The organism is Rahnella sp. R3(2024), from assembly GCF_042920125.1.
GTDB lineage: Bacteria > Pseudomonadota > Gammaproteobacteria > Enterobacterales > Enterobacteriaceae > Rahnella > Rahnella rivi.
Window position 1 is genome coordinate 2,821,042 of sequence record NZ_JBHGBU010000001.1, and the last position, 13,711, is coordinate 2,834,752.

Annotated in this window: 12 protein-coding genes; 9 read left to right on the forward strand and 3 right to left on the reverse strand. The window is 52.6% G+C overall.

Annotated features, from left to right (window positions below; translation table 11 throughout):
• The first annotated feature begins 5 nt into the window (after nt 1-5).
• The gene (gene mog, locus ABSH60_RS12740) at nt 6-593 is read left to right on the forward strand and encodes a molybdopterin adenylyltransferase (protein WP_056776763.1); all 588 of its coding nucleotides are present in this window, start codon (nt 6-8) and stop codon (nt 591-593) included.
• Nucleotides 594-734: 141 nt separating this feature from the next.
• Nucleotides 735-2,057: an MFS transporter gene (locus tag ABSH60_RS12745; RefSeq protein ID WP_122094226.1), complete on the forward strand. Its 1,323-nt coding sequence runs from the start codon at nt 735-737 to the stop codon at nt 2,055-2,057.
• A gap of 114 nt (nt 2,058-2,171) precedes the next feature.
• Here the strand turns inward: ABSH60_RS12745 and satP are convergent, their stop codons facing one another.
• On the reverse strand, nt 2,172-2,771 hold the full coding sequence (satP, locus tag ABSH60_RS12750) for an acetate uptake transporter (protein ID WP_183848534.1): 600 nt from the start codon (nt 2,769-2,771) through the stop codon (nt 2,172-2,174).
• 332 nt (nt 2,772-3,103) lie between these two features.
• Here satP and dnaK point away from each other — a divergent pair, with 332 nt between their 5' ends.
• The 4 genes from dnaK (at nt 3,104) to nhaR (ending at nt 8,601) form a co-directional block, all read left to right on the forward strand.
• Complete coding sequence (dnaK, locus tag ABSH60_RS12755) at nt 3,104-5,005, forward strand: molecular chaperone DnaK (protein WP_056776772.1); 1,902 nt, start codon at nt 3,104-3,106, stop codon at nt 5,003-5,005.
• 100 nt (nt 5,006-5,105) lie between these two features.
• Entirely contained in the window at nt 5,106-6,242 is a 1,137-nt protein-coding gene (gene dnaJ / locus ABSH60_RS12760; protein WP_056776775.1) for a molecular chaperone DnaJ, read from the forward strand.
• A 233-nt stretch (nt 6,243-6,475) separates the two neighbouring features.
• Complete coding sequence (gene nhaA / locus ABSH60_RS12765; protein ID WP_390974230.1) at nt 6,476-7,651, forward strand: Na+/H+ antiporter NhaA; 1,176 nt, start codon at nt 6,476-6,478, stop codon at nt 7,649-7,651.
• Nucleotides 7,652-7,713: 62 nt separating this feature from the next.
• Complete coding sequence (nhaR, locus tag ABSH60_RS12770) at nt 7,714-8,601, forward strand: transcriptional activator NhaR (protein WP_390974232.1); 888 nt, start codon at nt 7,714-7,716, stop codon at nt 8,599-8,601.
• Between the two features lie 82 nt (nt 8,602-8,683).
• On the opposite strand, the gene rpsT is transcribed toward nhaR, so the two are convergent.
• Nucleotides 8,684-8,947 (reverse strand): 30S ribosomal protein S20, encoded by a 264-nt coding sequence (gene rpsT / locus ABSH60_RS12775; RefSeq protein WP_056776784.1) that lies wholly within the window; start codon nt 8,945-8,947, stop codon nt 8,684-8,686.
• A gap of 117 nt (nt 8,948-9,064) precedes the next feature.
• The gene (locus ABSH60_RS12780; RefSeq protein WP_183848539.1) at nt 9,065-9,208 is read right to left on the reverse strand and encodes a hypothetical protein; all 144 of its coding nucleotides are present in this window, start codon (nt 9,206-9,208) and stop codon (nt 9,065-9,067) included.
• A gap of 178 nt (nt 9,209-9,386) precedes the next feature.
• On the opposite strand from ABSH60_RS12780, the gene ribF reads away from it, so the two are divergent.
• The 3 genes from ribF (at nt 9,387) to lspA (ending at nt 13,709) form a co-directional block, all read left to right on the forward strand.
• Nucleotides 9,387-10,325, forward strand: coding sequence for a bifunctional riboflavin kinase/FAD synthetase (gene ribF / locus ABSH60_RS12785; protein WP_056776787.1), 939 nt, complete (start codon nt 9,387-9,389; stop codon nt 10,323-10,325).
• 61 nt (nt 10,326-10,386) lie between these two features.
• A complete protein-coding gene (gene ileS / locus ABSH60_RS12790; protein WP_122094220.1) occupies nt 10,387-13,203 on the forward strand; it encodes an isoleucine--tRNA ligase in 2,817 nt (938 codons plus the stop codon).
• Nucleotides 13,203-13,709, forward strand: a complete 507-nt coding sequence (lspA, locus tag ABSH60_RS12795) for a signal peptidase II (protein ID WP_056776793.1) — start codon at nt 13,203-13,205, stop codon at nt 13,707-13,709. Before ileS ends, lspA begins: the two co-directional genes overlap by 1 nt.
• The last annotated feature ends 2 nt before the right edge of the window (nt 13,710-13,711 follow it).

Consider the following 13,711-nt stretch of genomic DNA (forward strand, 5'->3'; position numbering starts at 1 on the left):
ATAGCATGGATAAATTACGAATTGGTCTGGTGTCGGTATCAGATCGTGCGTCGGGCGGTATTTATCAGGATAAAGGTATTCCGGCACTGGAAGCGTGGCTGGAAAAAGCGCTGATCACGACCTATACGCTGGAAAAAAGATTAATCCCCGATGAGCAGCCGTTGATTGAACAGGCGATCAGTGAGCTGGTGGATGAATGCGGTTGTCATCTGGTGCTGACCACCGGCGGAACCGGCCCGGCGCGTCGCGACGTTACGCCAGACGCTACGCTGGCCGTGGCAGACCGTGAGATGCCGGGCTTTGGTGAGCAGATGCGTCAGATCAGTCTGCACTTTGTGCCGACGGCGATTTTATCGCGCCAGGTGGGCGTGATCCGCAAACAGGCGCTGATCCTCAATTTACCCGGCCAGCCAAAATCGATTCAGGAAACGCTGGAAGGGCTGAAAGATGCAGAAGGGAAGGTGATTGTGTCCGGCATTTTTGCCAGCGTGCCTTACTGCATCCAGTTGCTTGATGGCCCTTATGTGGAAACACACGAGGCGGTTGTAGCAGCTTTTCGCCCGAAAAGTGCCCGTCGCGATACAAAAAACTGAATACCATCACTTTATGAAAATATGCTGACGTAAGATTCAGGCTCACTGGTGTGAAAATTATTTGCCGCTATAGTAATGATTACTTTACATGAGGCGGCAAAACCTTTTTTCTATTCTCACTCTGGTGTCACACGGACTCTTATGCAACACGCACAATCGCGCCGGCTGAACCGGCAGGATTTCAAAACGCTGTCCCTGGCTGCGCTGGGCGGCGCCCTCGAATTCTACGACTTCATCATTTTCGTTTTTTTCGCTGCGGTAATCGGCGATCTTTTCTTCCCTGCAGATATGCCCGACTGGCTGCGTCAGGTTCAGACCTTTGGCATTTTCGCCGCCGGTTATCTGGCACGTCCGCTGGGCGGCATTATCATGGCGCACTTCGGCGATTTAGTTGGCCGCAAGCGCATGTTCAGCCTGAGTATTTTACTGATGGCGCTGCCAACGCTGGCCATGGGGATGCTGCCAACCTATGCCTCAATCGGCATCGCTGCACCGTTATTGCTGTTGTTGATGCGCGTTCTGCAGGGCGCGGCGATTGGCGGGGAAGTACCGGGTGCTTGGGTCTTTGTGGCAGAACACGTTCCGCGTAACCGTATTGGTTTTGCCTGCGGGACGCTGACCGCCGGGCTGACGGCGGGGATCCTGTTAGGTTCTCTGGTGGCAACCCTGCTTAACAGCGCAATGACGCCTGCGGCGATCAGCGACTTTGGCTGGCGAATTCCGTTCTTCCTCGGCGGTATTTTCGGCCTGTTTGCTATGTATCTGCGTCGCTGGTTGCAGGAGACGCCGATCTTCCTTGAGATGAAGGCGCAGAAAACACTGGCAGAAGATCTGCCGCTGAAATCCGTGGTAGTGAATCATAAAAAAGAGATCGTGGTATCGATGCTGATGACCTGGCTTTTGTCGGCGGGCATTGTGGTGATCATTCTGATGACGCCAACCTGGCTGCAAAAGCAATACGGCATTCCGGCTGCGCAGGCGTTACAGGCGAACAGTCTGGCGACCATCGCTTTGACGTTTGGGTGTATCGCGGCGGGCTGGATTGTTGACCGCTTTGGTGCCAGCAAAACCTTTATCGTGGGCAGCCTGTTCCTTGGCATCTGCAGCTGGTCCTTCTACCATTCTGTGGCCGCAGACCCGTCGATGCTCATGGGCATGTACGCGCTGGTAGGGTTCAGCGTCGGGATCGTTGGCGCGGTGCCTTATGTGCTGGTTCGCGCATTCCCGGCTGAAGTCCGTTTTACCGGTATTTCATTCTCGTACAATGTGGCTTACGCCATTTTTGGCGGGCTTACACCGATATTTGTCACGTTGATTATGCGCGTGACGCCTATGGCACCGGCGTATTACGTTCTGGCGTTATCGGCGATCGGTTTGCTGACAGGCATCTATTTAACCCGTGATCTCAACAGTGAGGACAAGACGCCGGCCAGTTATGATCAGCGGGTGACATCCGGGCGTTAAAGGCAACCGGGTCTTTCACAGTAAAAACATCGGTACTATACCGGTACTACACCGGTACTATAAAAGCCAAAGGCCCCGCACAAGCGAGGCCTTTTTAGATCGTGCAGAGGGGAATTATGCCCCGGCGGTTACCGCATTCAGTGCGTGACCTTGAGGTTCGCCAATCGGCAAAATGGTACGACCGTATTGTTCGTTGAGTACTTCAGCCATGGCCAGATAGATTGCGCTGGCGCCGCAGAAAATGCCTTCGAAACCGGCAAAGTGCAGTACGGCGGTGTTGCCCGTCATGTTGCCGAAACACAACAATGCGAACAAAATCGTCAGGCTTGCGAAAACAACCTGCAAACCACGGTTGGCTTTCAGGGTGCCGAAAAACATGAATAAGGTGAAAACGCCCCACAGGCCAAGATATGCGCCGAGGAAACTTTCACTGCTGGCATCAGCCATGCCCATACGTGGCAGCATCAGAATGCCCACCAGGCTCAGCCAGAATGCGCCGTAAGAGGTGAACGCCGTGGTGCCAAAGGTGTTTCCCTTTTTGAATTCCATCATGCCGGCCAGAATCTGAATCAGACCGCCATAGAAAATACCCATGCTCACGATCACCGCCGTCAGCGGGAAGAAGCCTGCATTGTGTAAATTCAACAAGATAGTGGTCATACCGAAGCCCATTAACCCGAGCGGGCCTGGATTTGCCAACGTTTTGCTCTGCATAGATCCTCTGAATAAGAAATATTACGAATAGATAACTGGGGGATATCCGCTTGCGAAATGGGTAAAAACCCCACATATCTTCAGAAGCGCGCGGCATCATAAAGAGGTGGCGGCGGGCAAACATTGATCTGGCGTAACAGCAATCGAAGATTTTTTTTCACTTGTCCCCTTGATGCTGCGCTGCATGGCCCCATCTTATTCCCAACCGCAGTTGTTACCGTCGGGAAAGCCGCGATATCGGGCAGTTGAAATCGAACTATTGAAATCGAAAATATTGCCCGCATATACAGTAACAACATGATCGAATATGAATTTTAAGTGGAGACGTTTAAATGGGTAAAATTATTGGGATCGACCTGGGTACTACCAACTCTTGTGTAGCTATTATGGATGGCACTACTGCACGTGTGCTGGAGAATGCTGAAGGCGACCGCACCACTCCTTCCATCATCGCTTATGCGGCAGATGGCGAGACTCTGGTAGGTTCTCCGGCTAAACGTCAGGCTGTGACTAACCCACAGAACACCCTGTTTGCGATTAAGCGCCTGATTGGCCGTCGCTTCCAGGATGAAGAAGTTCAGCGTGACAAAGGCATCATGCCTTACCAGATCGTAGGCTCCGACAACGGTGACGCCTGGATCGACATCAAAGGCCAGAAAATTGCACCTCCGCAGATCTCTGCTGAAGTGCTGAAGAAAATGAAGAAAACCGCTGAAGATTATCTGGGTGAACCCGTTACTGAAGCTGTTATCACCGTACCTGCATACTTCAACGATGCACAGCGTCAGGCAACCAAAGATGCTGGCCGTATCGCAGGTCTGGAAGTAAAACGTATTATCAACGAACCTACCGCAGCGGCACTGGCTTATGGCCTGGATCGCGAAGTTGGTAACCGCACTATCGCGGTATACGACCTGGGTGGTGGTACTTTCGATATTTCCATCATCGAAATTGATGAAGTAGATGGCGAAAAAACCTTCGAAGTTCTGGCAACCAACGGTGACACTCACCTCGGTGGTGAAGACTTCGACAGCCGTCTGATCAACTACCTGGTTGAAGAGTTCAAGAAAGAACAAGGTATGGATCTGCGTAATGATCCGCTGGCGATGCAACGTCTGAAAGAAGCGGCTGAGAAAGCGAAGATTGAATTGTCTTCTGCTCAGCAAACTGACGTGAATCTGCCGTACATCACAGCAGATGCGACCGGTCCTAAGCACATGAACATCAAAGTGACCCGTGCAAAACTGGAATCTTTGGTTGAAGACCTGGTTAACCGTTGTATCGATCCGCTGAAAGTCGCGCTGAAAGACGCAGGTCTGTCAGTGTCTGACATTCAGGACGTGATCCTGGTCGGTGGTCAGACGCGTATGCCAATGGTTCAGAAGAAAGTGGCTGAATTCTTTGGTAAAGAACCACGTAAAGACGTGAACCCGGACGAAGCTGTTGCTATCGGTGCAGCGGTTCAGGGCGGTGTGTTGGCAGGTGATGTGAAAGACGTTCTGCTGCTGGACGTTACTCCGTTGTCACTGGGTATCGAAACCATGGGCAGCGTGATGACGCCGCTTATCACCAAAAACACCACCATCCCGACAAAACACAGCCAGGTGTTCTCTACTGCGGAAGACAACCAGTCTGCAGTGACCATCCATGTGTTGCAGGGTGAGCGTAAACGTTCAAGCGATAACAAATCTCTGGGTCAATTCAACCTGGACGGTATTCAGGCAGCGCCGCGCGGTCAGGCACAGATCGAAGTGACCTTCGACCTTGACGCCGACGGTATCCTGCACGTGTCTGCGAAAGACAAGACTACCGGCCGTGAGCAGAAGATCACCATTAAGGCATCTTCTGGTCTGACGGAAGAAGAAATCCAGAAAATGGTCAATGATGCCGAAGCGAATGCTGAGTCTGACCGTAAGTTCGAAGAACTGGTCCAGACCCGCAATCAGGCGGATCACCTGATCCACGGTACCCGTAAGCAACTGGAAGAAGCCGGCGACAAACTGCCAGCGGAAGACAAAACCGCGGTTGAAGAAGCCCTGCAAGCACTGGAAGTTTCTGCTAAAGGTGAAGACAAGGCTGACATCGAAGCGAAAATCCAGGCGCTGGTACAGGTTTCCGGTAAGCTGATGGAAATGGCTCAGCAGCAGGGTCAGGCTGAAGGCGGCGATAACAGCGCTCAGAAAGATGATGACGTTGTTGACGCTGAATTCGAAGAAGTCAAAGACAAGAAATAATCGCCCTTAAGCGGGCACAGTAAGAGTTCATTACTGAAAACCAGCACGGGCGTCGAGGAAACTCTGCGCCCGTGCACGCATGTTGAGGGTAGGTTAAAGCATGGCGAAGCAAGATTTTTATGAGATTTTAGGCGTATCCAAAACAGCGGATGAGCGTGAAATCAAAAAGGCCTACAAGCGCCTGGCGATGAAGCATCACCCTGACCGCAATCAGGGCGATAAAGCCTCTGAAACTAAATTTAAAGAAATTAAAGAAGCGTATGAAATTCTGACCGATGCGCAAAAGCGTGCGGCCTATGACCAGTACGGTCATGCAGCCTTTGAACAAGGTGGCATGGGCGGCGGTGGTGGCTACGGCGGTGGCGGCGGTGCAGATTTCAGCGACATCTTTGGTGACGTCTTTGGCGACATCTTTGGCGGCGGTCGCCGTCAGCGTGCAAGCCGGGGATCAGACCTGCGTTACAACATGGATCTGACTCTGGAAGAGGCCGTTCGTGGTGTCACCAAAGAAATCCGCATTCCTACGCTGGATGAATGTGACGTCTGCCACGGCAGCGGCGCGAAAGCGGGCAGCTCTCCGGCCACCTGTCCAACCTGCCATGGTGCGGGTCAGGTTCAGATGCGTCAGGGCTTCTTCACCGTGCAGCAGGCGTGTCCGACCTGTCAGGGGCGCGGTAAGGTCATCAAAGATCCTTGCAGCAAATGTCACGGTCATGGCCGCGTAGAGCGTTCGAAAACCTTGTCCGTGAAGATCCCTGCGGGTGTAGACACCGGCGACCGTATCCGTCTTGAAGGCGAAGGCGAAGCGGGCGAGCATGGTGCACCGTCAGGCGATCTGTACGTTCAGGTTCAGGTTAAAGCGCACAAAATCTTTGAGCGTGAAGGCAACAACCTGTACTGCGAAGTGCCTATCAACTTCGCTATGGCTGCACTGGGTGGCGAAATCGAAGTCCCAACGCTCGATGGCCGCGTGAGCCTGAAAATTCCTGCTGAAACGCAAACGGGCAAGATGTTCCGTATGCGCGGACGCGGTGTGAAATCCGTGCGCGGCGGTGCTCAGGGCGATTTAATGTGCCGCGTTGTTGTTGAAACGCCGGTCAGCCTGAGCGACAAACAGAAGCAGTTGCTGCGTGATCTGGAAGAAAGCTTTGGTGGCGTCTCGGGCGAGAAAAACAGCCCGCGCTCTAAAAGCTTCCTGGACGGCGTGAAAAAGTTCTTCGATGATCTGACCCGCTAATCCCGCGCTGATTACAGCGACGGAAAGCCAGACAAAATCCCCGGCAGCGGTTGACGCTCCGGGGATTTTTTTATGGTTCAAAACAGGCAAAAGCCTGAAATCCGATGATTCGTAAAAACCGAGTTATACTGCAGAAATAATCGAATTTTTACGAAGTGAGTCTTTGCGTACAATTCGGTCATTCCATTGTGGCAATCCCTTTTGCGCCACGGTTTTTCTACAGGAGAGTCAGAATGTCGAATATTATTCGTCAGTTTTTACGGATGGAAGCCGCCGGAGGCGTGGTGCTGATCGTCGCGGCTATCGTGGCATTGATCATGGCGAACAGCCCGTGGCAGGGGGCTTATCAGGCATTTCTGGATATTCCCGTTACGCTACGTTTTTCAGAACTGCTGATCGATAAACCTCTTTTGCTCTGGATCAATGATGGCCTGATGGCGGTGTTTTTCCTGATGATCGGGCTGGAAGTGAAGCGCGAGCTGTGCGAAGGCGCGCTGGCAAATCGTGAGCAGGCGTTATTCCCGGCGATTGCCGCCCTGGGCGGAATGATTGTGCCTGCGCTGATCTACTTACTGTTTAACGGTAGTGATGAGATCGCTCGTCAGGGATGGGCCATTCCTGCGGCCACCGATATTGCTTTTGCGCTTGGGGTGATGGCGCTGCTGGGTTCACGTGTACCGACAGGGCTGAAAGTATTTTTACTCGCGCTGGCAATCATTGATGACCTCGGTGCGATCGTCATCATTGCACTGTTTTACAGCCATGATGTCTCTGTGCTGGCGCTGGGGCTGTCCGCGGTTTGCATCGGGGTGTTGGCATTTATGAACTGGCGGGGAGTGACCAGACTGACGCCTTATCTCGTTGTGGGCGCCGTGTTCTGGGTATGCGTACTGAAGTCTGGCGTACACGCCACCCTGGCAGGAGTGATCCTCGGGTTCCTGATCCCGCTGAACACCAAAGAGAATAAACCATCACCGGCACGTCGCCTTGAGCATGGCATTCATCCTTACGTCGCCTGGTTTATTTTGCCTGTCTTTGCTTTTGCCAATGCGGGGATCTCATTGCAGGGCGTATCGGTATCCGGTGCTTTTTCCCTGTTGCCTGTGGGCATCGCTGCCGGATTACTGCTCGGTAAGCCGTTGGGTATCATCCTTTTCAGCGGTGTCGCCCTGAAGTTGGGCCTAACCCGTTTGCCGTCGGGAATTATGTTTAGCCAGATTGCTGCTGTGTCTGTGTTGTGCGGTATCGGTTTCACCATGTCGATTTTTATCGGCTCACTGGCCTTCGCTACACGTGACCCGGCACTGCTGACCTACGCGAAAATGGGCATCCTGATGGGGTCTGTGGCTTCGGCGGTATTAGGTTACTTACTGTTAAGCCGCTCTTTGCCAAAGAAAGCCCTCAAATAATGATGAAGGTGCAGCGCGTCCCGGGGCGTGCTGTGCTTTTATTTTTCAGGAACGGATAAAACATGCCTCATATTAACTACAACCATTTGTATTATTTTTGGCACGTCTGTAAATCAGGTTCTGTCGTCGGAGCCGCAGAGGCCCTGTATCTGACGCCGCAGACCATCACCGGGCAGATAAAATCCCTTGAGGAACGTTTAGGCGGCAAGCTTTTTAAACGTCAGGGGCGCGGTCTGGTGCCGTCTGAGCTGGGACAACTGGTTTATCGCTACGCTGATAAAATATTCACGCTGAGCCAGGAAATGCTGGATATCGTGAATTATCGCAAAGAGTCGAGTTTGCTGTTTGACGTTGGCGTAGCGGACGCGCTGTCGAAACGGCTGGTCAGTCGCGTGCTGGAAGCCGCCGTACCGGCTAACGCGCAGATTCATCTGCGCTGCTTTGAATCCACCCACGAAATGCTGCTGGAACAACTGAGCCTGCATAAGCTGGATATGATCCTGTCGGACTGTCCGGTGGATTCGACGCAACAGGAAGGGTTGTTTTCAGTCAAGCTGGGAGAAAGTCCAATCAGTTTCTATTGCTGCAACCCACCTGCGGGTTTTGATTTTCCTGCCTGCCTGGAGCAACGTTCTCTGCTGATCCCGGGACGTCGCTCAATGCTGGGGCGCAAGCTGCTCAACTGGTTTAACACGCAGGGTTTAAAAGTGAATATTTTGGGGGAGTTTGACGATGCTGCCCTGATGAAAGCTTTCGGCATGAACAATGACGCGATATTTGTTGCCCCAGCGATTTACTCTTCGACTGAGTTTCAGGATGAGAACATTGTTGAGGTGGGACGTGTCGAGGGGATTCTGGAAGAGTACTACGTGATTTTTGCCGAACGTATGATCCAGCATCCGTCGGTGCAAAGGATTTGCCACACGGATTTTTCAACACTGTTTGAGTAACAGTTCAGGCAAGACTCAACATTCAGGTATAAAAAAACCGGCGTTAGCCGGTTTTTTTATCAAGCATATCAGCGTAATGCAATTATTGCATTGCGTTGATTTGCGCAGTCAGGTTTGACTTATGACGCGCTGCTTTGTTCTTGTGGATCAGGCCTTTACAAGACTGACGATCCACAATTGGTTGCATTTCGTTAAATGCATTTTGTGCAGCAGCTTTATCGCCTGCTGCAATAGCCGTGTATACCTTCTTGATAAAGGTACGCATCATTGAACGGCGGCTCGCGTTATGCTTACGACGTTTTTCTGACTGTACGGCGCGTTTCTTAGCTGATTTGATATTAGCCAAGGCCAACTCCCAAATATTTTTCTATTGATGAACAATTCAAAGGCCGAGGAATATGCCTTTTCGGTCTTCTGTTGTCAACGGATTTGTGCAAATAAGCGTCGTTTTAAAGTGTGAACTTCAATCGTCGCTTGTTACGTTGTGATGGCGCAGGATTTTAACAGCTTCCGGCATCGGAATACAGTCTTTCGCGAGAAAAATCGACAGGAGAGTGTACAAACTGCCCACGGCGGCCATTAACGCTTTGTTTATGCGAAAAGTCACGCATTCCCTGCACGAAAAGAAAGATTTTCGTCGCCACACACTCATTTGAACCGCAATATCTGCGGTATGCAAGAGAGAATGGTGTGATCCTGCTAATCGCTGGTTAACCTTGGGGGCTGTACAAGGTATAATCCGCCGATTTCCATCTTTATGAGTCAGCATTGGATTTGAGCCAGCTATGGAGCTAATTCGCGGAATACACAATATTCGAGCACGCCATCATGGATGTGTGCTGACTATTGGCAATTTTGATGGTGTACACCGTGGTCACCAGGCCCTGATTGAACAGCTAAAGCTGGAAGGTCAACGTCTGGGGCTGCCGGTGATGGTCATGATATTTGAACCACAGCCGCTGGAACTGTTTGCAGGGGATAAAGCGCCTGCTCGTTTAACCAGCCTGCGTGACAAAGCCAAATATCTGGCTGAGTGCGGCGTGGATTATCTTTTATGTGTGCACTTTGAGCCGCGGTTCGCTGCGCACATGGCGCAGGCGTTTGTCTCACAGCTGTTGGTCGAAAAGCTGGGCGTTAAATTCCTGACCGTTGGGGATGACTTCCGCTTTGGTGCCAGTCGTTTGGGCGATTTTGAACTGTTGCAGAAAGCCGGAAAAGAGTATGGCTTTGAAGTGATCAGTACCCAGACGTTCCGCGAAGGCGGTAACCGTATCAGCAGCACGGCAATCCGCGATGCGCTGCGTGACGATGACTTAGCACTGGCCGAAAATTTACTGGGCCATCCGTTCAGTATTTCAGGTCGCGTCGTCCACGGTGACAAACTGGGGCGCACGATTGGCTTCCCGACGGCTAACGTGCCGTTAAAACGTGTTGTTTCACCGGTTCGCGGCGTGTATGCCGTCGAAGTTCTTGGCCTGGGCCCGGAACCTTTGCCGGGCGTCGCCAATATTGGTATTCGTCCGACGGTCGGTGGCGTACGCAAGCAGTTGGAAGTTCACCTGCTCGACACCACATTAGATTTATACGGGCGCCACATTGACGTGGTGCTTCGCGCAAAATTGCGCAACGAACAGCGTTTCTCCTCGCTTGATGCTTTAAAGCAACAAATTGCGAACGATGAGGTGACGGCCCGGGAATTCTTCGGGTTAAAGACACCACGCTAAACTTGTACTGACAGGCGTGTAACAAAGCCTGGAATCCAGCCGAAAACGGAACCGAGAATCTATGAGTGACTACAAGAACACCCTGAATTTGCCGGAAACAGGGTTCCCGATGCGTGGCGATCTGGCCAAGCGTGAACCTGACATGCTGAAAAATTGGTATGACCAGGATCTGTACGGGATTATTCGTGCTGCCAAGAAAGGCAAGAAAACCTTTATTTTGCATGACGGCCCTCCGTATGCGAACGGCAGCATTCATATTGGTCACTCAGTCAACAAAATTCTTAAAGACATGATCGTTAAGTCCAAAGGGCTGGCGGGCTTCGATGCGCCTTATGTACCGGGCTGGGACTGTCATGGTCTGCCAATCGAGCTGAAAGTCGAACAACTGATCGGTAAGCCGGGCGAGAAAGTGACCGCCGCGGAATTCCGTCAGGCGTGCCGTAAATATGCCGCAGAACAGGTTGAAGGTCAGAAGAAAGACTTCATCCGTCTGGGCGTGCTGGGCGACTGGGATCATCCGTACCTGACCATGGACTTCAACACTGAAGCCAACATCATCCGTGCGCTGGGCAAAATCATCGGTAACGGCCACCTGCACAAAGGCGCTAAGCCGGTTCACTGGTGTACAGATTGTGGTTCATCACTGGCTGAAGCCGAAGTGGAGTATTACGACAAAAGCTCCCCTTCTATTGATGTGATGTTCAATGCAACCGATGCGGCTGCGGTGGCGGCGAAATTCGGCGCGACGTCCTTTAATGGCCCGATTTCACTGGTTATCTGGACCACCACGCCGTGGACCATGCCAGCTAACCGTGCGATTTCACTCAACGCTGAGTTCTCCTATCAGCTGGTGCAGATTGACGGGCAGTGCGTGATCCTGGCAACCGATCTGGTTGAAAGCGTCATGAAACGCGCAGGCGTTGCACAATGGACCGTACTGGGCGAGTGCAAAGGTGCCGATCTCGAATTGCTGCGCTTCAAACATCCGTTCCTTGGTTTCGACGTTCCGGCGATCCTCGGTGATCACGTGACCCTCGATGCCGGTACCGGCGCCGTGCACACTGCACCTGGCCATGGCCCGGATGACTTTGTTATCGGCCAGAAATACGGTCTGGAAGTGGCAAACCCGGTGGGGCCGAACGGTTGCTACCTGCCTGGCACATACCCGACGCTGGACGGTAAATTCGTCTTTAAAGCCAACGACCTGATTGTTGAGCTGCTGCGTGAAAAAGGCGCATTGCTGCACGTTGAGAAAATCACGCACAGCTATCCGTGCTGCTGGCGTCACAAAACACCGATCATCTTCCGCGCTACGCCACAATGGTTCATCAGCATGGATCAGAAAGGCCTGCGTCAGCAGTCTCTGGAAGAGATCAAAGGCGTGCAGTGGATCCCTGACTGGGGCCAGGCACGCATCGAAAATATGGTCGCTAACCGTCCTGACTGGTGTATTTCCCGTCAGCGTACGTGGGGCGTCCCGATGTCTCTGTTTGTTCATAAAGACACCGAACAACTGCATCCGCGCAGCCTTGAGCTGATGGAAGAAGTCGCGAAGCGTGTTGAAGTGGACGGCATTCAGGCGTGGTGGGATTTGAACCCGGAAGACATTCTGGGTGCTGACGCCGCTGATTACGTGAAGGTGCCGGATACGCTGGACGTCTGGTTTGACTCCGGTTCCACACACTCTTCCGTTGTGGATGTGCGTCCTGAGTTCAACGGTCACGAGCCTGATCTGTATCTGGAAGGCTCTGACCAGCATCGCGGCTGGTTCATGTCTTCCCTGATGATTTCCACGGCGATGAAAGGCAAAGCGCCGTACAAGCAAGTGCTGACTCACGGCTTCACCGTCGATGGTCAGGGCCGTAAAATGTCTAAATCCATCGGCAACACCATTGCGCCTCAGGACGTGATGAATAAGCTGGGTGGCGACATTCTGCGTCTGTGGGTTGCGTCTACGGACTACACTGGCGAAATCGCCGTGTCCGACGAAATCCTCAAACGTGCTGCTGATTCTTACCGCCGTATCCGTAACACCGCGCGCTTCCTGCTGGCGAACCTTAACGGTTTCGATCCTGCGTTGCACAGCGTGGCTCCGGAAGAAATGGTCGTACTGGATCGCTGGGCCGTTGGCCGCGCGAAAGCCGCTCAGGAAGAGATCATTGCTGCATATGAAGCCTATGATTTCCATGGCGTCGTACAACGTCTGATGCAGTTCTGCTCGATCGAAATGGGTTCCTTCTACCTCGATATCATTAAAGATCGTCAGTACACCGCGAAAAGCGACAGCGTTGCCCGCCGCAGCTGCCAGACCGCGCTTTATCATATCTGTGAAGCACTGGTTCGCTGGATGGCACCGATCATGTCCTTCACTGCAGACGAGATTTGGGCTGAATTGCCAGGCAAACGTGAGAAGTTCGTCTTCACCGAAGAGTGGTACGACGGTCTGTTTGGCCTGATCGGTAACGAATCCATGAACGATGCGTTCTGGGATGAGTTGTTGAAAGTTCGTGGCGAAGTGAACAAAGTGATCGAACAGGCTCGTGCAGATAAACGTCTTGGCGGTTCTCTGGAAGCTGCTGTCACCTTGTACGCAGACGACGCGCTGGCCACTGACCTGCGTTCACTGGGCAATGAACTGCGTTTCGTCTTGCTGACCTCCGGTGCGAAAGTCGCTGCTCTGTCGGAAGCCGACGATTCCGCTCAGGCGAGTGAATTGCTTAAAGGCCTGAAGATCGGCCTGGCAAAAGCCGAGGGCGATAAATGCCCGCGCTGCTGGCATTTCACTACCGATATTGGGCAGAACGCGGAACACAGCGACATCTGCGGCCGTTGTGTTACTAACATTGCCGGCGACGGCGAAGAGCGTAAGTTTGCATAATGAGTAAACCTCTCAGTTCTACCGGACTCCGCTGGCTATGGCTGGCGGTTCTCGTCGTTATCGTCGATCTCGGCAGTAAGTTTATGGTCATGGGGCATTTTCAGCTCGGTGAATCTCTGCCGCTGATCCCGTTCTTTAACCTGACCTACGCCCATAATCCGGGTGCAGCGTTCAGTTTCCTCGCGGATAAAGGCGGCTGGCAGCGCTGGTTCTTTACTGCCATCGCGTTGGTCATTGTGGTCGTTCTGCTGGTACTGATGTATCGCAGCAGCGCGAAACAGCGCATGAATAACATTGCGTTTGCGATGATTATTGGTGGCGCGCTGGGCAACATGTTTGACCGCATGGTGCACGGTTTCGTGATCGACTTTATTGATTTCTACGTGAATGACTGGCATTACCCGATCTTCAACCTGGCCGACAGTTTTATCTGCGTCGGTGCGGTGCTGGTCGTGCTGGAAGGTTTCCTCGCGAAACCGAACGAAGCGACGAAGAGCAAAGGATAAGA

Excerpts from the sequence above, each read along its gene's own strand:
- mog (WP_056776763.1), top strand. The coding sequence starts at position 6 with ATGGATAAATTACGAATTGGTCTGGTGTCGGTATCAGATCGTGCGTCG.
- ABSH60_RS12745 (WP_122094226.1), top strand. The coding sequence starts at position 735 with ATGCAACACGCACAATCGCGCCGGCTGAACCGGCAGGATTTCAAAACG.
- satP (WP_183848534.1), bottom strand. The coding sequence starts at position 2,771 with ATGCAGAGCAAAACGTTGGCAAATCCAGGCCCGCTCGGGTTAATGGGC.
- dnaK (WP_056776772.1), top strand. The coding sequence starts at position 3,104 with ATGGGTAAAATTATTGGGATCGACCTGGGTACTACCAACTCTTGTGTA.
- dnaJ (WP_056776775.1), top strand. The coding sequence starts at position 5,106 with ATGGCGAAGCAAGATTTTTATGAGATTTTAGGCGTATCCAAAACAGCG.
- nhaA (WP_390974230.1), top strand. The coding sequence starts at position 6,476 with ATGTCGAATATTATTCGTCAGTTTTTACGGATGGAAGCCGCCGGAGGC.
- nhaR (WP_390974232.1), top strand. The coding sequence starts at position 7,714 with ATGCCTCATATTAACTACAACCATTTGTATTATTTTTGGCACGTCTGT.
- ribF (WP_056776787.1), top strand. The coding sequence starts at position 9,387 with ATGGAGCTAATTCGCGGAATACACAATATTCGAGCACGCCATCATGGA.
- ileS (WP_122094220.1), top strand. The coding sequence starts at position 10,387 with ATGAGTGACTACAAGAACACCCTGAATTTGCCGGAAACAGGGTTCCCG.
- lspA (WP_056776793.1), top strand. The coding sequence starts at position 13,203 with ATGAGTAAACCTCTCAGTTCTACCGGACTCCGCTGGCTATGGCTGGCG.